Source organism: Streptomyces sp. NBC_00525, assembly GCF_036346595.1.
Taxonomy (GTDB): Bacteria; Actinomycetota; Actinomycetes; order Streptomycetales; family Streptomycetaceae; genus Streptomyces.
Genome location: NZ_CP107834.1, coordinates 4,981,110 through 5,000,973 on the forward strand (window position 1 = coordinate 4,981,110; position 19,864 = coordinate 5,000,973).

Consider the following 19,864-nt stretch of genomic DNA (forward strand, 5'->3'; position numbering starts at 1 on the left):
GGAGCGGAATCTGGCCGGAAGCAACTGTTTGCTTCCGGAGACTCGTGCGGCGGCGGCTACTGTCGGACGGGCAGCACCGGAGAGGGACCGGTGGCCGCATCAGGGGGGGGGAACGTGGGTGACCACCTCAACGTGTCCGCGTCCGAGTTGTACGCTTCGGCGGGCGCCGCGGACACACTCGTCACGGATTTGCAGGGGCCTTTGCGGGCGGCGATCGATGACACGGCCGCAGCGGCTTCGGCGTTCCGCTCCTGGGACGAGCAGGGTCGTATCGCGTCCGCGGGCACGGGGTGGGGCGATGCGCTGACGGACCTGAAGGACCGCCTCGCCGAGCACGCCAAGGGGCTGCGGCTGCTGGCGGACGGTCACAGCGTCACCGAGGCGGACGTCGGCAACTGCTTCAGAGGCTGGTGAGCGGGGTGCCCGAGCTCTTCGCACAGCTTCTGCGACAGGACTTCTCGGATCTGGAGGCCGCCGCCGACTCCTGGCAGAAGCTGGCTGCCGCGCTGGACGATACCCGGACCGGCAGCGGCAAGCGCGTCTCGGGGCCGCTGCACAAGGCGGGCTGGGCGGGGGTCGCGGCCCACTACGGCTTCGCCGCGCTCGAAGCCACCGAGAGCAAGCTGCTGACCGCGCGGACGAACGCGCGGCTCCTCGGGACCGTCCTGGGTACGTTCAGCACCCGCATGCAGGAGGCCCAGCGCAAGCTGCGCCACGCCGTGTCCGACGCCGAGTCGGCCGGCCACACCGTGACCGAGGACGGCTGGGTCGAGGCGAGACATGTGGTCGACCCGGCCTATCACAACGACCCGGAGTACGCGGGCGCCCAGCAACGGGCCAATGCCGGGCTCGGCGGGTTCCGGGCCCGCATCGACGCGACACTGGCGGAAGCCCGGCAGGTCAGCGACGAGGCGACCGGACTCCTGCGCCAGATCGACCCGTTCGATCTGGACAAGCAGTACGGCGGCGCCCAGGCGGCCGAGGACGCGGAGCGGGTCGGGAAGTTCGCGGGTCTCAGCCGGGAGGACATCCCGGACGGCAAGCATCCGCAGCGGGCGGCCGACTGGTGGGCGGGCCTCACCGCAGGGGAACGCGCGTTCTACCTGGCGGCTTTCCCGGACGAGATCGGCGGGCTCGACGGCCTCCCCGCGACCGCCCGCGACGACGCGAACCGGATGGTGCTCGACTCGCGGCTCAACGACTACGCCCTGCGTGAGGGCGACCTCGGCCACCACGACCGCGCCGGCTACCGCGGGCTCGCCGCTCTCAAGGACCGGCTGGACCTGGAGGACGCGGCCCCCGCGCACAAGCGGCTGTACCTGCTGGGCTTCGACACGTCCAAGGACGGCCGCGCGATCGTCGCCGTCGGCAACCCGGACACGGCCCGGCACACGGCCGTCCAGGTCCCGGGGACGAGCAATCAGCTGGACAACGTGGACGGTCAGATCAACAGGGCCTCCAAGCTGCAGGATGCCGCCGCGGACTGGACGGGTCCCGCGGGGCCCCGCGACATCGCTGTCGTCTCCTGGCTGGACTACAACGCCCCCGAAGCGCGCTTCAACTCGGTCGTGGACCTGGAGCTGAACCTCGGCATCGCCACTCAGGGCCGCGCTCAGGACGGAGCCGAGGATCTGCGCGACTTCACGCACGGTCTGCGGGCCGCGCACGAGGGGGAGCGCAGCCACCTCACCGTGCTGTCCCACAGCTACGGTTCCACGGTCGTCGGTGCGGCAGATTCCGCCGGACGCGGGCTGGACGCCGACGACATGGTGGTCGTGGGAAGCCCGGGCATGGCCGTCGGCCGTGCCGATCAGCTCCACATCGATCCCGAGCACCTGTACGTGGGTACGGCGAAGGACGACTGGGTCTCCAACACCTTCGGTGACACCACGCTCGGCGCGGACCCCAAGGAAGCGGAATTCGGGGCACAGCGCATGTACGTGGACACGACTGGCCACGGCGGGTACTGGGACGACGGCAGCAGAAGTCTGGAGAACCAGGGCCGCATCATCGCCGGCCTCACACCGCGGAACGGGAGCACAGGCTGATGGCCCACCGAGTGTCCGCGTTCACGTCTGCCGGGCGCCGGGGCGGTTCTGCTCTGGCCCTGGTCCTGCTTCTAGGAGGCTGTATGTCCGACGAAGGCGCCAACGAACCGCTGCCCCGCATGAGCAAGGAGAAGGCCGAGTCGTGGGCCAAGCACTGGACCGACTCCATGGTCAAAACGGCGCACGCGCGTCTCGACCCCGAGTCGGCCCGTCCCACCGCGAGTTTCACCGACTGTGTCGGCCGTGACAACGAGACCGCTGACGACGGCAGGTTCACCCTGCGCTACTCGGTGCGCGGAACCCTGCCCCGCGCCGGCCACCCCGCGGCGGTGACCGCTGTCAAGGACACCCTGAAGAAGAAGGGGTTCGAGATCCAGACCTTCGTCGTCAACGAGGACGAGGAGCCAGCGAACGTAGTCGACGCGCGGCACCCGGAGGACCGCCAGTTCGTCTCGGTCGGGTCGGTGGGCAAGGACCTCCTGGTCTTCATCGTGAACACCCCCTGCCTGCTGCCGCCCGGGGTCGAACAGCAGCAGTTCTGACCCTGCCGCGCGGCAGCGGCGCGATAGCGTGGCCGTATGCCCGTCAGAGCCGTCCTCTGGGACATCGACGACACGATCTTCGACCACACGGCGGCCGCCGCCACCGGCATGGCCCGGCATCTCGCGGCGGAGGGACTGCCTCCCGGCCACGCCACGGCCGGCGCGGCGGTCGAGGCGTGGCAGCGGCTCACCCGGCGGCACTGGGCGCGGTTCGCGGCCGGGGAGACGGACTGGCAGGGGCAGCGTCGGGACCGGGCCAGGGAGTTCCTGGGCAGGCCGCTGGACGACGCCGAGGCCGATGCGTGGTTCGCCCGCCACGTGGCCCACTACGAGAGCGCCTGGGCGCTCTACCCGGACGCGGTCCCGGTGCTGGACGCGCTGGCGGGGACGTACCGGCACGCCGTGCTCTCCAACTCGGCCCGCGAGCCGCAGCACCGCAAGCTCACGGTGCTCGGGGTGCGCGACCGGTTCGAATCGCTGCTGTGCGCCGCCGAACTGGGCGTCGCCAAGCCCGCGCCGGGGGCCTTCCTCGCCTCCTGCGAGGCGCTGGGGCTCGCGGCGCACGAGGTGCTGTACGTGGGGAACGAGCCCGACATCGACGCGGCGGGCGCGACGGCCGCCGGTCTCGCCGGCGTGTGGCTGGACCGGGACGACGTGGGCGGGCGGCCCGAACTCGTGCGGATCACCGGGCTCGACCAGCTGCCCGGACTGCTCGCGGGCGATACCCGTTTTGGAGCGCCGGACACCTTCGGGTAATGTTCTTCCTGCGCCGCCCGAGCGGGCCGAAAGATCCGGCCGGGAAGCGCAGACAGAAACAAGACCCCCAGGGGTTGAGTTTCAGTGGGCTATGGTGTAATTGGCAACACTACGGTTTCTGGTACCGTCATTCTAGGTTCGAGTCCTGGTAGCCCAGCGCAGTACAGAGCAAGTTGCAGGACAAGCCCCCGTTGTGTAGCGGCCTAGCACGCTGCCCTCTCACGGCAGTAGCGCCGGTTCGAATCCGGTCGGGGGTACAGATCCTTCCCGCGAGATCATCTGGGTCGCACCCACGGTCTCGATGCAGGATCGCTAGGGCCCCCGTTGTGTAGCGGCCTAGCACGCTGCCCTCTCACGGCAGTAGCGCCGGTTCGAATCCGGTCGGGGGTACTTGCAACACCATGGGCTATGGTGTAATTGGCAACACTACGGTTTCTGGTACCGTCATTCTAGGTTCGAGTCCTGGTAGCCCAGCGCAGTACAGAGCAGTTGGAGAACAAGCCCCCGTTGTGTAGCGGCCTAGCACGCTGCCCTCTCACGGCAGTAGCGCCGGTTCGAATCCGGTCGGGGGTACAACAGAGCGCGAGACAAAGGCCCTTCACTTCGGTGAGGGGCCTTTCGCATGCCCGCGACGCGTTCGCCGCGCGGCACCGCCGGGGCGCGAAGTGACGCGGTGGGAAAGGGCGGAGAGGGAGAAGGGGGAGAAGGGGGAGAAGGGGGAGAAGGGGGAGAAGGGGGCCGCCACGACGCTGGGGCGGCCACGGAGGAGACGGAAGGCGCGGGCCGGGGTCAGCCGCTGCGGCGCAGCGCCTCACTCAGCCGGGCCGCCGAGTCGATGACGGCCTGGGCGTGCATCCGGCCCGGATGCCGGGTCAGCCGCTCGATCGGCCCGGAGACCGAGACGGCGGCGACCACCCGGTTCGACGGGCCGCGCACCGGGGCGGAGACCGAGGCCACGCCCGGCTCGCGCTCACCGATCGACTGGGCCCAGCCGCGCCGCCGTACGCCGGAGAGTGCCGTCGCCGTGAAACGGGCGCCCTGGAGGCCGCGGTGCAGCCGCTCCGGCTCCTCCCAGGCCATCAGGATCTGCGCGGAGGAACCGGCCTTCATGGTGAGCGTGGAGCCGACCGGTACGGTGTCCCGCAGGCCGGACAGCCGTTCCGCCGCGGCCACGCAGATGCGCATGTCGCCCTGCCGGCGGTAGAGCTGGGCGCTCTCGCCGGTGATGTCGCGCAGATGGGTGAGCACCGGGCCGGCCGTGGCCAGCAGGCGGTCCTCGCCCGCGGCCGCCGCCAGCTCGGAGAGCCGTGGGCCGAGAATGAACCGGCCCTGCATGTCCCTCGCCACCATCCGGTGGTGTTCCAGTGCCACGGCCAGCCGGTGGGCCGTGGGTCGTGCCAGCCCGGTCGCTCCGACCAGCCCGGCGAGGGTGGCCGGTCCGGACTCCAGGGCGCTCAAAACCAGAGCCGCCTTGTCGAGAACGCCGACGCCGCTAGAGTTGTCCATACGACGATACTCGCGTCTCACTCTGTGAAACGCAAGTTCAAATTCGCCGGGAAGTTGCGAACCTGTACCGGCGGCCCCACAACGGCCCGTAGCCACCGCCCCGTACGGGGGTCCGGACGGGGGCGCACCGAATCTCTAGTTGGGCCGGCGATGACGCCGGCCGGAGGGAAAGCGATGGGTAGGACACTCGCGGAGAAGGTTTGGGACGACCATGTCGTCCGGCGCGCCGAGGGCGAGCCCGACCTCCTCTTCATCGATCTGCACCTGCTGCACGAGGTGACCAGCCCGCAGGCGTTCGACGGTCTGCGCCAGGCCGGGCGCCCGGTGCGGCGCCTCGATCTCACCATCGCCACCGAGGACCACAACACCCCGACCCTCGACATCGACAAGCCGATCGCCGACCCGGTCTCGCGGGCGCAGCTGGAGACGCTGCGCAAGAACTGCGCGGAGTTCGGCGTACGGCTGCACCCGCTGGGTGACGTCGAGCAGGGCGTCGTGCACGTGGTCGGTCCGCAGCTGGGCCTGACCCAGCCCGGCACCACCGTCGTCTGCGGCGACTCCCACACCTCCACGCACGGCGCGTTCGGCGCCCTCGCGTTCGGCATCGGCACCAGCCAGGTCGAGCACGTGCTGGCCACCCAGACGCTGCCGATGGCACGCCCGAAGACGATGGCGATCACCGTCGACGGCGAACTGCCCGACGGCGTCACCGCCAAGGACCTGATCCTGGCGATCATCGCCCGGATCGGCACCGGCGGCGGCCAGGGCTACATCCTCGAATACCGCGGCTCCGCCATCGAGAAGCTCTCGATGGAGGCCCGGATGACCATCTGCAACATGTCGATCGAGGCCGGCGCGCGGGCGGGCATGATCGCCCCCGACCAGACCACCTTCGACTATCTGCGGGGCCGCGACCACGCCCCGCAGGGCGAGGACTGGGACGCCGCCGTCGCGTACTGGAAGACGCTGCGCACCGACGACGACGCGGTCTTCGACGCCGAGGTCGTCATCGAGGCCGCCGAACTGGCGCCGTTCGTCACCTGGGGCACCAACCCCGGCCAGGGCGCACCCCTGTCGGCCAACGTCCCCGACCCCGCTTCGTACGAGGACGCCTCGGAGCGCAACGCCGCCGAAAAGGCCCTGGAGTACATGGGGTTGACCGCGGGACAGCCGCTGCGCGAGATCAGCGTGGACACCGTCTTCGTGGGCTCCTGCACCAACGGCCGCATCGAGGACCTGCGCAACGCCGCCGCGATCCTGGACGGCCGCAAAGTCGCCGACGGCGTACGGATGCTGGTCGTCCCCGGCTCCGTCCGGGTGGCCCTGCAGGCCGTGGACGAGGGCCTGGACAAGGTCTTCACCGCCGCCGGCGCCGAATGGCGGCACGCGGGCTGCTCGATGTGCCTCGGTATGAACCCCGACCAGCTGGCCCCCGGCGAGCGCTCCGCCTCCACCTCGAACCGCAACTTCGAGGGCCGGCAGGGCAAGGGCGGCCGTACCCACCTGGTCTCCCCGCAGGTCGCCGCCGCGACCGCCGTGCTGGGCCGTCTGGCCTCGCCCGCCGACCTGTCCGACGCCCCCGTCGCCGCTGGAGTCTGATCAGCCATGGAAGCATTCACCACGCACACCGGCCGGGCCGTCCCGCTGCGCCGCAGCAACGTGGACACCGACCAGATCATCCCCGCGCACTGGCTCAAGAAGGTCACCCGCGACGGCTTCGAGGACGGGCTCTTCGAGGCCTGGCGCAAGGACGCGGACTTCGTCCTCAACCGCCCGGAGCGCGAGGGCGCGACGGTCCTGGTGGCCGGCCCCGACTTCGGCACCGGCTCCTCCCGCGAACACGCCGTCTGGGCCCTCCAGAACTACGGGTTCAAGGCCGTCATCTCCTCCCGGTTCGCCGACATCTTCCGCGGCAACTCGCTGAAGAACGGTCTGCTGACCGTGGTTCTGGACCAGCGGACGGTGGACGCCATCTGGGAGCTGACGGAGGCCGACCCGACCGCCGAGGTGACGGTCGACCTGGAGGCCCGGCAGGTCCGCGCCGAGGGCATCACGGCCGACTTCGAGCTGGACGAGAACGCCCGCTGGCGGCTGCTCAACGGGCTGGACGACATCAGCCTCACCCTGCAGAACGAAGCCGACATCGCGGCGTACGAGGCGGCCCGTCCGGCCTACAAGCCCCGCACAATTTCGGCCTGATCTGCCCTTTTCAAGACTGCGCCCCCTACCTTCTGGTAGGGGGCGCAGTCGTTTGTTGGGACCCCGTCGGGCGACAACTCGCCCCAGATGGCACAATCGGTGCATGGAACGCGACAGCCAACTCAAGCTTTACGGCCAAGTCGCCGACCAATTGAAGGAAGCGCACTCACGGGTGCGCGCACTGCAAGTCCCGGCCGGCGTAAGGATGGCGTTGAACCGGAAGCTGCTGGCCGTCACGGCCGCGGCGAAGCACGATCTTCCGGGCGCGGCACAGCGCCTGGACCGGTTGATGAAGGACCTCGACGAGGGCCGATTCCCCGAAGGTGACTGACTCCGCGGAACTGTGCGGCGGTCGACTTCGTTGCGGCACTAGGGTGATTAGCCCGTTTCGTGTTTGATTTGCGGTATATATCTGCCTAACGTGCGAAAAAGCCTGAACAGATTGGTTCCGGCAATGTCTCCGAAGGGGAAGACGTGAACAAGGCGCAGCTCGTAGAAGCGATTGCCGACAAGGTCGGCGGCCGCCAGCAGGCCGCGGACGCGGTGGACGCGGTGCTCGACGCGATCGTCCGGGCGGTTGTCGCGGGGGACCGGGTCTCGGTCACCGGCTTCGGCTCGTTCGAGAAGGTGGACCGCCCCGCCCGCTACGCGCGCAACCCGCAGACGGGTGAGCGCGTCCGGGTCAAGAAGACCTCGGTGCCCCGCTTCCGCGCGGGCCAGGGCTTCAAGGACCTGGTGAGCGGCTCCAAGAAGCTCCCCAAGAACGATGTGGCCGTGAAGAAGGCGCCCAAGGGCAGCCTCTCCGGCGGCTCTTCCACCCGTACGACGGCCAAGGCCGCCGCCAAGAAGGCCACCGCGAAGAAGGCCACCGCCAGGAAGACGGCGACTCCGGCGAAGAAGACCACCACCGCCGCGGCCAAGAAGACCACCGCGAAGAAGACGTCGCCGGCGAAGAAGACGACGACGGCCGCGAAGAAGGCCACCCCCGCGGCGAAGTCGACGGCGGCCAAGAAGACCACCGCCGCCAAGACCGCGCCCGCCAAGAAGACCACGGCGAAGAAGGCGCCCGCGAAGAAGACCACCGCGCGCAAGACCACGGCCAAGAAGACCACCGCGCGCAAGAAGTGAGACCGGGCCGCACAGGCCCTCACACGCGCCGGGCCGGGCTCCCCTCGGGGAGCCCGGCCCGCGGGCTGTCCGGCCGGCGAACCACCGGCGCCGTACGGCTCGGAAGGTCCGCCGCGCCACGTCTCAGAAGGTCTGCAGCGTCACCAGGCTGATCCGCAGCCCGGCCCCCTCGCCCTCGCCCTCGATTCGCACCCGCTGCCCCGGACGCAGCAGCCGCAGCCCGCCCGCGTCGAACGCGGCGGCGCCGAACTCCACCGGGGTGCCGTCGTCGAGCAGCACACTGCCGCTGCGGGTCACGGGGTCGTACGTGTACGAGGTCGCCTGCATGGGTGCAGACTATCGGTCCCGCGCCGGCGTCCCGGCGGCCCAGCGGCCCGCGGTGAACGGCCCCACGCCCAGCGCGAGCGCCACCCGCAGATCCTCCCCGGTGTCCACGTCCCGGCGCACCGAATCGATCCCCGGCAGCGTGATTTCCACCGCGCCCGACGCCAGGTGCCGCGCCCGCGACGGACCCCCGAAAGCCGGACGCAATTCCGTACCCGCACGGGCCGAGAGAAATGTCGTGCCGATTCCCGACGCATCGGGAACAAATGCGCGGGGAAAAGCGGCGGAGAATTCCAGGACGCGGGACAATTCCGCCGGCCGCAGCGCGGGCAGGTCCGCGTTCAGCGCGGCGAGCGGCGCGTCCGGCCTGGCCGCCCGCGCCACCCGCTCACCGTGCGCGAGGGCCGCGTTGAGCCCGGCGGCCGGGGAATCGGGCACCACCTGGGCCCCGAGCGCGCCCAGCGCCGCCCCCGCCGCCGTGTCGTCCGTGACGACCACCACATTCGCCACATCCGGGCAGGACAGCGCCGCCGCCACCGTGTCCCGGGCGAAGGCGAGGGCCAGCCGGGGCCGCAACAGAGCGCCCGACGCGGGCGCCAGCCTGCTCTTGCCCCGCGCCAGCGGCTTCAGCGGGACGACCAGCGACCAGCGCCCGGCCGGGTCCGTGTTCGTGGCGGTGCCTGACTCGTTACGCATCGCCGCCTATTCTCGCCTGCCGGCGCCCCGGCCCGGAGGGGCGCCTGCCGAGGTGAGGCGTACGGTGTTCTCGACAGAGCAGGGGCCTGGGGCGAGACTTGACCCTCGGTAGTCAGACAGAGATCAGCTCCACGATCCCGTTCACAGAGGAAGGTGTCCGAGTGTCCCGCCGCAGAATCGGCTTCTGGTACCGCCTGGCGGCGGTCATCGCGAAACCGCCGCTGGTGGTTCTCTTCAAGCGCGACTGGCGGGGAATGGAACACATTCCGGCCGACGGCGGATTCATCACCGCGGTCAACCACAACTCGTATCTGGACCCGCTCTCCTACGGGCACTTCCAGTACAACACCGGCCGCGTGCCCCGGTTCCTCGCCAAGGCCGGCCTCTTCAAGGGCACCTTCGTCGGCACGATGCTGCGCGGCACCGGCCAGATCCCCGTCTACCGCGAGACCACCAACGCGCTGGACGCCTTCCGGGCCGCCGTGAACGCCATCGAACGCGGCGAGTGCGTCTCCTTCTACCCCGAGGGCACCCTCACCCGCGACCCCGACATGTGGCCCATGGCCGGCAAGACCGGCGCCGCCCGCGTCGCGTTGATGACCCGCGCCCCCGTCATCCCGGTCGCGCAGTGGGGCGCCAACGAGGCGATGCCGCCCTACGCCAAGGAGAAGAAGCTGCGGCTGCTGCCCCGCAAGACCCTCCGGGTCAAGGCCGGGCCGCCCGTGGACCTCTCCCGGTTCTACGGCAAGGAGCCGACGCCCGAACTGCTCCGCGAGGCCACCGAGGTGATCATGCGCGCGATCACCGCGCAACTGGAGGAGATCCGGGGCGAGCAGGCGCCCGCCGAGCCCTACGATCACCGCAGGGCCCGTGCCGAACAGCGGCGCAGGGCCGAAGGAGAGGGACTCACGTGACACACCCCGTGAAGGCCGCCGTCTTCGGAACCGGCTCCTGGGGCACGGCCTTCGCCATGGTCCTCGCGGACGCCGGCTGCGAGGTGACGCTCTGGGGCCGCCGGGCCGCGATCGCCGAGGCGGTCAACACCACCCGCACCAACCCCGACTACCTGCCGGGCATCGAGCTGCCCGCGGCCGTCCGGGCCACCACCGACGCCGCCGACGCGCTGCGCGGCGCCGACTTCGCGGTCCTCGCCGTGCCCTCCCAGACGCTGCGCGCCAACCTCGGCGACTGGACTCCGTATCTGGAGCCGCAGACGGTGCTGGTCTCGCTGATGAAGGGCGTCGAAGTCGGCACCGCCAAGCGGATGAGCGAGGTCATCGAGGACGTCACCGGGGCCGGCGCCGACCGCGTCGCCGTCATCAGCGGGCCCAACCTCGCCAAGGAGATCGCCGAACGGCGCCCCACCACGACCGTCGTCGCCTGCCGGGACGAGTCCGTCGCCCGCCGCCTCCAGGCCGCCTGCCACACCCCCTACTTCCGCCCGTACACCAGCACCGACGTCGTCGGCTGCGAACTCGGCGGAGCCGTCAAGAACGTCATCGGGCTCGCCGTCGGCATCGCGGACGGCATGGGCCTCGGCGACAACGCCAAGGGCTCGCTCATCACCCGCGGCCTCGCGGAGACGATCCGGCTGGGCGAGGCCATGGGCGCCGACCCGCTGACCTTCTCCGGACTCGCCGGTCTCGGCGACCTGGTGGCCACCTGCTCCTCGCCGCTCTCCCGCAACCACACCTTCGGCACCAACCTCGGCCGCGGCATGACGCTCCAGGAGACCATCGCCGTCACCAAGCAGACCGCCGAGGGCGTCAAGTCCTGTCAGTCGGTGCTCGACCTGGCCCGCAGGCACGGTGTGGAGATGCCGCTCACGGAGACCGTCACCGGCATCGTCCACGAGGGCAAACCCCCGATGGTCGCCCTCAAGGAGCTGATGTCGCGCAGCGCGAAGGCCGAACGGCACTGAGCCACCGGGCCGCCCCCGCTCACCCGCCGGGCGGCCCGCGCCGCGCTGACGCGACCGGTACCAGCAGGTACGCTCAACGCGATATGAGCAGCGAGAACCTCCCCCAGAGCACGGAGCACCAGCTCCGCAAGCCGCGTGTGGCCGTCGTGTTCGGCGGCCGCAGCTCCGAACACGGCATTTCGGTGGTCACGGCCGGCGCCGTCCTCGGCGCCATCGACCGGACCAAGTACGACGTCCTGCCGATCGGCATCACCACGGACGGCCGCTGGGCGCTCACCGCCGACGAACCGGAACGCATGGCCATCGCCAACCGGACCATGCCGGACGTGGCCCAACTGGCCGAATCCGACGAGGGCGGCGTCGTGCTCTCCGTCGACCCCGGCAGCCGCGAAGTGGTCTACACCGAGCCCGGCGCGGTGCCCAAGGCCCTCGGCGAGGTCGACGTCGTCTTCCCCGTCCTGCACGGCCCGTACGGCGAGGACGGCACCCTCCAGGGACTCCTGGAACTGTCCGGGGTGCCGTACGTGGGCGCCGGCGTCCTCGCCTCCGCGGTCGGCCAGGACAAGGAGTACATGAAGCGGGTCTTCACCTCCTTCGGCCTCCCGGTCGGCCCCTACCTGGTCGTCCGCCCCCGCGAGTGGGACAACGACCCCGCCGCCGTCCGCGACCGCATCACCGGCTTCGCCGCCGAACACGGCTGGCCCCTCTTCATCAAGCCCGCCCGCGCCGGCTCCTCCATCGGCATCACCAAGGTGGACGACGCCTCCGGCCTGGACGCGGCCATCGAGGAGGCCCGCCGCCACGACCCCAAGTTCCTCGTGGAGTCGCTGCTGCGGGGCCGCGAGATCGAGTGCGGCGTGCTGGAGTTCGAGGACGGGCCGCGCGCCAGCGTGCCGGCCGAGATCCCGCCCGTCACCGCGCACGACTTCTACGACTTCGAGGCCAAGTACATCGACGCCGCCTCCGGGATCGTGCCGGCGCCGCTCACCGACGAGCAGACCGCCGAGGTTCAGCGGCTCGCCATCGAGGCATTCGACGCCTGCTCCTGCGAGGGCCTGGTGCGCGCCGACTTCTTCCTCACCGAGGACGGCACCTTCGTCATCAACGAGATCAACACCCTGCCGGGCTTCACCCCGATCTCCATGTACCCGCGCATGTGGCAGGAGAGCGGCGTGGACTACCAGCAGCTCGTGGACCGGCTCATCCAGGCCGCGCTCACCCGGCCGACCGGACTGCGCTGAGCCACCGCACACGGCGAAGGGCGGGCGCCCCCGCAAGGAGCGCCCGCCCTCGAACCGGTTCGGCACCGGCTCACAGCCGGTTCGGCACCGTCTTCTCCACCGCGGGGGCGAGAGCCGCGAGCGGGGTCGTGTCGTGCGCGTACGCCTGTGAGAGCGACACCTCGACATACGTCACGCGCAGCGTGGTCGTCAGCCGGGGGCCGTCGTCCTCGCGCTGCTCCAGCATCCAGTTCACCCCGTTCGCGGTGATCCCCTTGGACTGGTCGTCGTCCATCCGGGCGGGACGCTCCACGCCGCAGCGCAGTACGATCGCCCCGTCCCCCCACCCGGCGGTCAGCGCCGAACCGGGCTCGGGATCGTTTCGCTCCAGCCCGGCGACGGAATCCGGCAGCTCCCTGTCCAGCGCGCGGCAGTAGGCTGCGGCTTCCGAGGACGGGGTGGGCACCGTGACCGACGCCGCCGCGTCACCCGGTGAGCAGCCCGCCGCCGCGAGCAGCAGCAGGGCGGCGCAGGGACCGTGGAGCACGGGGCGGAGGAGCCGGCGGCTGGAGTACGTCACCGGCCCAGCGTAGACGGGGGCTAGAGGTGCACGACCGGGCAGGTCAGGGTTCTGGTGATGCCGTCCACTTGCTGGACCCGTGCCACCACCATGCGTCCGAGTTCGTCCACCGTTTCGGCCCGGGCGCGCACGATCACGTCGTACGGACCTGTGACGTCTTCTGCCTGAATCACTCCCGGGAGTTCGGAGATGGTCGCGGCGACGGTCGACGCCTTGCCCACCTCGGTCTGAATGAGGATGTACGCCTGTACCACGGAACCTCCAGGACGGCCACGAGGATCATGTGGGGGAAAGGGACGCCACGTTATCGCGTCGCCGCGCGCAGCGGGGAGACCCACGGGCCGGATGACGTCATCAGCGTGGCGTACAGAACGCACAAGTTGACGTAACTCTTGACAGTACCGACAGCAGAGACGGCACGCGACCGCGAGTGGGGCGGCGCGCACGGGGGACAGGCCGGAGCGTCCGGCCCGACAGATGAGAGGTGACACTCGGTGAAGGCAACCGTGGGCGAGTTGGGGGAGTTCGGGCTCATCAGAGAGCTCACGTCCCGGCTCACCACCACTCCGGCGGTCCGGCTCGGGCCGGGCGACGACGCCGCGGTCGTGACCGCCCCCGACCGCAGGGTCGTGGCCAGCACGGACATCCTGCTGGAGGGACGGCACTTCCGGCGCGACTGGTCCACCGCCTACGACGTCGGCCGCAAGGCCGCCGCGCAGAACCTCGCCGACATCGCCGCCATGGGCGCCGTGCCGACCGCACTGCTCCTCGGCCTCGTCGTTCCCGCCGAACTCCCGGTCACCTGGGCCGGGGAGCTGATGGACGGGCTGCGCGACGAGTGCCAGGTCGCGGGCGCGGCCGTGGTCGGCGGTGACGTCGTACGCGGTGACACCATCACCGTCTCGATCACCGCCCTCGGCGATCTGCGCAACCACGAACCCGTCACCAGGGCCGGCGCCCAGCCCGGGGACGTCGTCGCCGTCACCGGCTGGCTCGGCTGGTCCGCCGCCGGATACGCCGTGCTCTCCCGCGGCTTCCGCTCGCCGCGCGCCTTCGTCGAGGCACACCGCCGCCCCGAACCGCCGTACCACGCGGGCCCGGCCGCCGCCGGGCTCGGCGCCACCGCCATGATCGACGTCAGCGACGGGCTCGTCGCCGACCTCGGGCACATCGCCGAGGCCAGCAAGGTCCGCATCGACCTGCGCTCCGGGCTCATCGACGTCCCGTCCCAGATGTCGGACATCGGGCAGGCCGTCGGCGTGGACCCGCTGCAGTGGGTGCTCACCGGGGGAGAGGACCACGCGATCGTCGCGACCTTCCCGCCCGACGTGAAGCTGCCGGCCCGCTGGAAGGTCATCGGCGAGGTCCTCAACCCGTCCGCGCTGCCCCAGGTGACGGTCGACGGGGCGCCCTGGACCAGCAAGAACGGCTGGGACCACTTCGGCGACATCGAGGACGCCCAGTAGATTGCGGCGCATGCCGATCATCACACCCGTACCGCCCCGTGTGCTCACCGTCGCCGGTTCCGACTCCGGCGGCGGTGCGGGCATCCAGGCCGACCTCAAGACCATGCTCGCGCTCGGCACCCACGGAATGAGCGTGCTGACCGCCGTCACCGCGCAGAACTCCCTCGGTGTCCAGGGTGCCTGGGAACTGCCCGCCGACGCGGTCCGCGCCCAGTACCGCAGCGTCGTCTCCGACATCGGCGTGGACGCGGTCAAGACCGGGATGCTGGCCACCGCGACCCTCGTCGAGACCGTCGCGGAACTGCTCGCCGAAACCGCCGCCCCCGTCGTCGTGGACCCGGTCGGCGTCTCCAAGCACGGCGACCCGCTCCTCGCCGCCGACGCCCTCGCCTCGGTCCGTACGAAGCTGCTGCCCGTCGCGACCGTGGCCACCCCCAACCTGGACGAGGTGACGCAGCTCACCGGGATCACCGTCACCGACGAGGCCGGGATGCGCCGGGCCGCCGGCGCGCTGCTCGGCTACGGGCCCCGCTGGGTCGTCGTCAAGGGCGGCCATCTGCCCGGCGACCCCGTGGACCTGCTCACCGACGGCAGCGAGGAGCACTGGCTGCGCGCCCGGCGCCACGACAACCGGCACACCCACGGCACCGGCTGCACCCTCGCCTCCGCCATCGCCTGCCACCTGGCGCGGGGCGCCGAGGTGCCGGCGGCGGTCCGGGCCGCGAAGGAGTACGTCACCGGGGCGATCGAGGCGGGCTTCCCGCTCGGCGCGGGCATCGGCCCGGTCCGCCACGGCTGGCGGCTGCGCGAGGCGGACTGACCCGGCGGGCCCGGCCACCGGGACGCGACCAGCCGGGCCGCGGGCCCGTATGCGCACAGCAAAAAGCCGGTCCACCGAGATGGACCGGCTTTTCGGGCAACCGGTAGGGCTGCGCTACGACGGGAACGTCAGCGCGCGACCTTGCCGGCCTTGATGCACGAGGTGCAGACGTTGAGCCGCTTCGGCGTCCGACCGACCACGGCACGCACGCGCTGGATGTTGGGGTTCCAGCGACGGGACGTACGGCGGTGCGAGTGCGAAATACTGTTGCCGAAGCTCGGCCCCTTGCCGCAAACGTCGCAGTTGGCAGCCACGGGTCACTCCAAAGACTTCAGATGCACTTACAGTGAATTCCGGTACGCCGGATTCAAGGACTGAAGCGACGGTACCGGGGGAATGTCCCGACTTTCGTCGGGCAACCGAAGCAGCATACAACGCCTGCTCCGGAGATACGAAACTACCATGGGTTCCACCGCCGCCCTCCCCGCCCCCGGACCGGCCCACCCGCCGGCCGGGACTAATCTGCGGGGCGGACAGCCGCCCCTTCCCCCGCTCACGAGCCCCGTCCCGAGCCCCCGTTCCGAGGAGGACCCGAGGTGCCGCAGACCGCCGACGAACCGGATGCCGTCGCGGTACGGACCTGGTGCTCCCTGGCCCTGGAGGCACTCGGCCGGGAACGGGAGGCGATCGACGCGATCAACGTCTACCCCGTCGCCGACGGGGACACCGGCACCAACCTCTACCTGACCGTGGAATCCGCGGCGGCGGCCGTCGAAGCGGTCTTCGCCGCCCACGAGACCGGCGGCACCTCGGTGCCCTCCGCGGCGGACGCGGTACGCGCCATGGCCCACGGCGCCCTCATCGGCGCCCGCGGCAACTCCGGCACGATCCTCGCCCAGCTCCTGCGCGGCATGGCCGGCGTCCTCGCGGAGGGCACCGGCGGCGACCGGATGCGCCTGGCGCTCGACCGGGCCGCCGTCTGGGCCCGCGAGGCCGTCGCCCACCCCGTCGAGGGCACCGTCCTGACCGTCGCGGACCGGGCCGCGGCCGCCGCCGGACGCGCGGCACCCGGCGCGGACACCGCCGAGGTGGCCCGCGCCGCCTACGAGGGCGCCCGCACCGCCCTGGACGCCACCCCCGGACAGCTCCCCGCCCTCGCCAGGGCCGGCGTCGTCGACGCGGGCGGCCGCGGCCTGGTCACCCTCCTCGGCGCACTCGTCGAAGCCGTCTCGGGGCACGCCCCGCACCACCCGTACCGCGACCCCGCCCCCTTCGTCCCGCAGCACACCGGCGACGCCGAGGCGGAGCACGACGGCACGTGCCCGGCGGCCGAAGCGACCGGGGGCGGCCCCGCCTTCGAGGTCATCTACCTGCTGGAAGCCGGCGACGAGGCCGTGGACCGGCTGCGCCGCCGGCTGGACGCCCTCGGCGACTCCCTCGTCGTGGTCGGCGGCGACGGCCTCTGGAACGTCCACGTCCATGTGGACGACGCGGGCGCCGCGGTGGAGGCCGGCGTCGAGGCCGGCCGCCCGTACCGCATCCGGATCACCCACTTCGCCGCCGACCGCAGCCACGCCCGCCCCGAACCCGCCCGCCGCGCCGTCGTCGTGGTCGTCCCCGGCGACGGACTGGCCGGCCTGTGCCGCGAGGCCGGCGCCACCACCGTGCTCGCCCGGCCCGGCGAACCCCCCGCCAGCGGCGAACTCGCCGACGCGATCCGCCGCGCCCACGCCCGCGAGGTGGTCCTGCTCCCCAACGACGGGGAACTGCGCCACACCGCCGCCGCCGCGGCCGAACAGGCCAGGGCCCACGGCGTCCGGGTCGCCGTCATCCCCACCCGCGCCGCCGTCCAGGGCATCGCCGCGCTGGCCGTCCACGAACCGGGCCGCGGCTTCGACGAGGACGTGGTCGCCATGACCTCGGCGGCCGGCGCCACCCGCTACGCCGAACTCGCCGTCGCCGAACGGCAGTCATGGACCACGGCGGGCATCTGCCAGGCCGGCGACATCCTCGGCCTCATCGACGGCGACGTGGCCGTCATCGGACAGGACGTCCCCGGCACCGCCCGCAAGGTGCTCGACCGGATGCTCGCCTCCGGCGGTGAACTGGTCACCCTGGTCCTCGGCGAGAACACCCCGCCCACCCTCGCCGACACCCTGGAACAGCACGTCCGCGAGGGCCACCTCGCGGTGGACACGACCATCTACCACGGGGGCCGCCAGACCGCCCCGCTGCTCATCGGCGTGGAGTAGCTCGCTCATCGGCGCGGAGCGGCGTTCCGACGGTCCGGCGCCACCCTCCGGCCGACTGTCACTGCCGTGGTGTGCAATGGAACGCGTGTCTGCGTTCGACGAACCCCTCAAGAAGCTCCTCGGCGGTCCCACCGCGAAGGTGATGGGCGAGCACCTCGACCTGCACACGGTCGGGGACCTGCTGCACCACTACCCGCGCCGGTACGAGGAGCGCGGCCGGCTCACGGCGCTGACCGACCTTCCGCTCGACGAGCACGTCACCGTCGTCGCCCAGGTCGCCGACGCCCGCGTCCTCACGTTCAACGGCGGTCGCGGCAGACGCCTGGAAGTCACGCTCACCGACGGCCACGGCCGGCTCCAGCTCGTCTTCTTCGGCCACGGCGTCCACAAACCCCACAAGGAGCTGCTGCCCGGCCGGCGCGCCATGTTCGCCGGCAAGGTCTCCGTCTTCAACCGCAGGATGCAGCTCGCCCACCCCACCTACCAGCTGCTCGACGCCGCCGACACGGACGAGGCGAGCGAGGCCGTCGACGCCTTCGCGGGCAGGCTGCTGCCCATCTACCCCGCCTGCAAGCAGCTCGACTCCTGGCGGATCGCCAAGGCGGTGGACGCCGTGCTGCCCAGCGCGGCCGAGGCCGTCGACCCGCTGCCCGCCACCCTGCGCGAGGGCCGCGGCTTCCTCCCGCTGCCCGAGGCCCTGCTCAAGATCCACCGGCCGGCCACCAAGGCCGATGTGGCCGCCGCCCGCGACCGGCTCAAGTGGGACGAGGCATTCGTCCTCCAGGTCGCCCTGGCCCGCCGCCGGTTCGCCGACACCCAGCTCCCCGCCGTCGCCCGCAGGCCCGCCCTCGGCGGCCTCCTCGACGCGTTCGACGCGAAGCTCCCGTTCACCCTCACCGACGGCCAGAACAAGGTCTCGAAGGAGATCTTCGACGGCCTCGCCACCGAACACCCGATGCACCGCCTCCTCCAGGGCGAGGTCGGCTCCGGCAAGACCATGGTCGCCCTGCGCGCCATGCTCGCCGTCGTCGACTCCGGCGGCCAGGCCGCCATGCTCGCGCCCACCGAGGTCCTCGCCCAGCAGCACCACCGGTCCATCACCGAGATGATGGGCGAGCTGGCCGAAGGAGGCATGCTCGGCGGCTCCGAGCAGGGCACCAAGGTCGTCCTGCTCACCGGCTCCATGGGCACCGCCGCCCGCCGCCAGGCACTCCTCGACCTGGTCACCGGCGAGGCGGGGCTCGTCATCGGCACCCACGCCCTCATCGAGGACAAGGTCAAGTTCCACGACCTGGGCCTGGTCGTCGTGGACGAACAGCACCGCTTCGGCGTCGAACAGCGCGACGCGCTGCGCTCCAAGGCGCACTCCCAAGGCGAACGGAGGTCGCCCCACCTGCTCGTCATGACCGCCACCCCCATCCCGCGCACCGTCGCCATGACCGTCTTCGGCGACCTGGAGACCTCCGTACTCGACCAGCTCCCGGCCGGCCGCTCGCCCATCGCCAGCCATGTCGTCCCCGCCAAGGACAAACCGCACTTCCTCAGCCGCGCCTGGGAACGCGTCCGCGAGGAGGTCGAGGGCGGCCACCAGGCGTACGTCGTCTGCCCCCGCATCGGCGACGACGAGGACGATCCGGCCGGGAAGAAGGGGAAGGGCAAGAAGGCCGCCGAGGAGGAGGCCGCCGCGGACAAGCGCCCCCCGCTCGCCGTCCTGGAGACCGCCGAACAGCTCGCGAAGGGCCCCCTGAACGGCCTGCGCGTCGAGGTGCTGCACGGCAGGATGCAGCCCGACGACAAGGACGACGTGATGCGCCGCTTCGCCGCCGGCGCCGTGGACGTCCTGGTCGCCACCACCGTCATCGAGGTCGGGGTCAACGTCCCCAACGCCACCGCGATGGTCATCATGGACGCCGACCGCTTCGGCGTCTCCCAGCTGCACCAGCTGCGCGGCCGGGTCGGCCGCGGCTCCGCCCCCGGCCTCTGCCTGCTGGTCACCGAGGCCCACGAGGCGAGCCCCGCCCGCGCCCGCCTCTCCGCCGTGGCCGCAACCCTGGACGGCTTCGAGCTGTCCCGGATCGACCTCGAACAGCGCCGCGAGGGCGATGTGCTCGGCCAGGCCCAGTCCGGCGTCCGCTCCTCGCTGCGGGTCCTCAGCGTCATCGACGACGAGGAGGTCATCGCCGCCGCCCGCCAGGAGGCCGTCGCCGTCGTCTCCGCCGACCCGGACCTGGACCGCCTGCCCGAACTGCGCACCGCCCTGGACGCCCTGCTGGACAAGGAGCGCGAGGAGTACCTCGACAAGGGGTGAGCCCGAAGCGCCCGGGCCCCGCACACGCCATATCGTGGAGCCACGGCGCCCGCGGCACCCCGCGCGCAGCCCCGACCCGACCCGAGGACCAGTCACCC

21 protein-coding genes and 5 tRNA genes are annotated in these 19,864 nt (G+C 71.6%); 20 read left to right on the plus strand and 6 right to left on the minus strand.

Annotation, left to right across the window (positions count from 1 at the left end; translation table 11 throughout):
- Positions 1–114: 114 nt before the first annotated feature.
- From OG710_RS22295 to OG710_RS22335, 9 genes are all read left to right on the plus strand, one after another.
- Positions 115–414, plus strand: a complete 300-nt coding sequence (locus tag OG710_RS22295; RefSeq protein WP_330240896.1) for a hypothetical protein — start codon at positions 115–117, stop codon at positions 412–414.
- Between the two features lie 5 nt (positions 415–419).
- The gene (locus OG710_RS22300; RefSeq protein WP_330240897.1) at positions 420–2,048 is read left to right on the plus strand and encodes an alpha/beta hydrolase; all 1,629 of its coding nucleotides are present in this window, start codon (positions 420–422) and stop codon (positions 2,046–2,048) included.
- Positions 2,049–2,131: 83 nt separating this feature from the next.
- Entirely contained in the window at positions 2,132–2,590 is a 459-nt protein-coding gene (locus tag OG710_RS22305) for a hypothetical protein (RefSeq protein WP_330240898.1), read from the plus strand.
- 36 nt (positions 2,591–2,626) lie between these two features.
- On the plus strand, positions 2,627–3,346 hold the full coding sequence (locus OG710_RS22310; RefSeq protein WP_330240899.1) for an HAD family hydrolase: 720 nt from the start codon (positions 2,627–2,629) through the stop codon (positions 3,344–3,346).
- An 85-nt stretch (positions 3,347–3,431) separates the two neighbouring features.
- Positions 3,432–3,503, plus strand: a tRNA-Gln gene (locus tag OG710_RS22315).
- A gap of 27 nt (positions 3,504–3,530) precedes the next feature.
- Positions 3,531–3,603 (plus strand) — tRNA-Glu (locus OG710_RS22320).
- A 60-nt stretch (positions 3,604–3,663) separates the two neighbouring features.
- Positions 3,664–3,736 (plus strand) — tRNA-Glu (locus OG710_RS22325).
- Positions 3,737–3,748: 12 nt separating this feature from the next.
- Positions 3,749–3,820, plus strand: a tRNA-Gln gene (locus tag OG710_RS22330).
- Between the two features lie 26 nt (positions 3,821–3,846).
- Positions 3,847–3,919 (plus strand) — tRNA-Glu (locus OG710_RS22335).
- A 216-nt stretch (positions 3,920–4,135) separates the two neighbouring features.
- Here the strand turns inward: OG710_RS22335 and ndgR are convergent.
- Entirely contained in the window at positions 4,136–4,852 is a 717-nt protein-coding gene (gene ndgR / locus OG710_RS22340) for an IclR family transcriptional regulator NdgR (RefSeq protein ID WP_073963755.1), read from the minus strand.
- Positions 4,853–5,026: 174 nt separating this feature from the next.
- Here ndgR and leuC point away from each other — a divergent pair, with 174 nt between their 5' ends.
- From leuC to OG710_RS22360, 4 genes are all read left to right on the plus strand, one after another.
- Positions 5,027–6,451: a 3-isopropylmalate dehydratase large subunit gene (gene leuC / locus OG710_RS22345; protein WP_330240900.1), complete on the plus strand. Its 1,425-nt coding sequence runs from the start codon at positions 5,027–5,029 to the stop codon at positions 6,449–6,451.
- A 6-nt stretch (positions 6,452–6,457) separates the two neighbouring features.
- Entirely contained in the window at positions 6,458–7,051 is a 594-nt protein-coding gene (gene leuD / locus OG710_RS22350) for a 3-isopropylmalate dehydratase small subunit (protein ID WP_111338437.1), read from the plus strand.
- A 103-nt stretch (positions 7,052–7,154) separates the two neighbouring features.
- Positions 7,155–7,382 (plus strand): hypothetical protein, encoded by a 228-nt coding sequence (locus tag OG710_RS22355; RefSeq protein ID WP_111338438.1) that lies wholly within the window; start codon positions 7,155–7,157, stop codon positions 7,380–7,382.
- A 143-nt stretch (positions 7,383–7,525) separates the two neighbouring features.
- Positions 7,526–8,179, plus strand: coding sequence for an HU family DNA-binding protein (locus tag OG710_RS22360; protein WP_330240901.1), 654 nt, complete (start codon positions 7,526–7,528; stop codon positions 8,177–8,179).
- A gap of 123 nt (positions 8,180–8,302) precedes the next feature.
- Here the strand turns inward: OG710_RS22360 and OG710_RS22365 are convergent, their stop codons facing one another.
- Positions 8,303–8,506 carry a hypothetical protein gene (locus OG710_RS22365; RefSeq protein ID WP_330240902.1) on the minus strand — a complete coding sequence of 68 codons (204 nt, stop codon included), beginning with the start codon at positions 8,504–8,506 and terminating at the stop codon, positions 8,303–8,305.
- 9 nt (positions 8,507–8,515) lie between these two features.
- Entirely contained in the window at positions 8,516–9,199 is a 684-nt protein-coding gene (gene cofC / locus OG710_RS22370; protein WP_330240903.1) for a 2-phospho-L-lactate guanylyltransferase, read from the minus strand.
- A gap of 161 nt (positions 9,200–9,360) precedes the next feature.
- Here cofC and OG710_RS22375 point away from each other — a divergent pair, with 161 nt between their 5' ends.
- The 3 genes from OG710_RS22375 to OG710_RS22385 all read left to right on the plus strand — a co-directional run bounded on the left by OG710_RS22375 (position 9,361) and on the right by OG710_RS22385 (position 12,361).
- Complete coding sequence (locus OG710_RS22375; protein ID WP_330240904.1) at positions 9,361–10,113, plus strand: lysophospholipid acyltransferase family protein; 753 nt, start codon at positions 9,361–9,363, stop codon at positions 10,111–10,113.
- Positions 10,110–11,120 carry an NAD(P)H-dependent glycerol-3-phosphate dehydrogenase gene (locus OG710_RS22380; protein ID WP_330240905.1) on the plus strand — a complete coding sequence of 337 codons (1,011 nt, stop codon included), beginning with the start codon at positions 10,110–10,112 and terminating at the stop codon, positions 11,118–11,120. Before OG710_RS22375 ends, OG710_RS22380 begins: the two co-directional genes overlap by 4 nt.
- 83 nt (positions 11,121–11,203) lie before the next feature.
- Positions 11,204–12,361: a D-alanine--D-alanine ligase family protein gene (locus tag OG710_RS22385; protein WP_330240906.1), complete on the plus strand. Its 1,158-nt coding sequence runs from the start codon at positions 11,204–11,206 to the stop codon at positions 12,359–12,361.
- A gap of 70 nt (positions 12,362–12,431) precedes the next feature.
- Here OG710_RS22385 and OG710_RS22390 read toward each other — a convergent pair whose 3' ends face one another.
- Together OG710_RS22390 and OG710_RS22395 are read right to left on the minus strand one after the other, a co-directional pair.
- On the minus strand, positions 12,432–12,920 hold the full coding sequence (locus tag OG710_RS22390; protein WP_241990102.1) for a DUF3515 domain-containing protein: 489 nt from the start codon (positions 12,918–12,920) through the stop codon (positions 12,432–12,434).
- Between the two features lie 20 nt (positions 12,921–12,940).
- Positions 12,941–13,174, minus strand: a complete 234-nt coding sequence (locus OG710_RS22395) for an Lrp/AsnC family transcriptional regulator (RefSeq protein WP_111338445.1) — start codon at positions 13,172–13,174, stop codon at positions 12,941–12,943.
- A 240-nt stretch (positions 13,175–13,414) separates the two neighbouring features.
- On the opposite strand from OG710_RS22395, the gene OG710_RS22400 reads away from it, so the two are divergent.
- Both OG710_RS22400 and thiD read left to right on the plus strand, forming a co-directional pair.
- Positions 13,415–14,386 (plus strand): thiamine-phosphate kinase, encoded by a 972-nt coding sequence (locus OG710_RS22400; RefSeq protein WP_111338446.1) that lies wholly within the window; start codon positions 13,415–13,417, stop codon positions 14,384–14,386.
- 10 nt (positions 14,387–14,396) lie between these two features.
- On the plus strand, positions 14,397–15,206 hold the full coding sequence (gene thiD / locus OG710_RS22405) for a bifunctional hydroxymethylpyrimidine kinase/phosphomethylpyrimidine kinase (protein ID WP_330240907.1): 810 nt from the start codon (positions 14,397–14,399) through the stop codon (positions 15,204–15,206).
- 128 nt (positions 15,207–15,334) lie between these two features.
- Here thiD and rpmB read toward each other — a convergent pair whose 3' ends face one another.
- On the minus strand, positions 15,335–15,520 hold the full coding sequence (gene rpmB / locus OG710_RS22410) for a 50S ribosomal protein L28 (RefSeq protein ID WP_003965989.1): 186 nt from the start codon (positions 15,518–15,520) through the stop codon (positions 15,335–15,337).
- 282 nt (positions 15,521–15,802) lie between these two features.
- Between rpmB and OG710_RS22415 the strand changes: the two genes are divergently transcribed.
- Together OG710_RS22415 and recG are read left to right on the plus strand one after the other, a co-directional pair.
- Positions 15,803–17,458, plus strand: a complete 1,656-nt coding sequence (locus OG710_RS22415; protein WP_330240908.1) for a DAK2 domain-containing protein — start codon at positions 15,803–15,805, stop codon at positions 17,456–17,458.
- A 76-nt stretch (positions 17,459–17,534) separates the two neighbouring features.
- Positions 17,535–19,766, plus strand: a complete 2,232-nt coding sequence (gene recG, locus OG710_RS22420) for an ATP-dependent DNA helicase RecG (protein ID WP_330240909.1) — start codon at positions 17,535–17,537, stop codon at positions 19,764–19,766.
- The last annotated feature ends 98 nt before the right edge of the window (positions 19,767–19,864 follow it).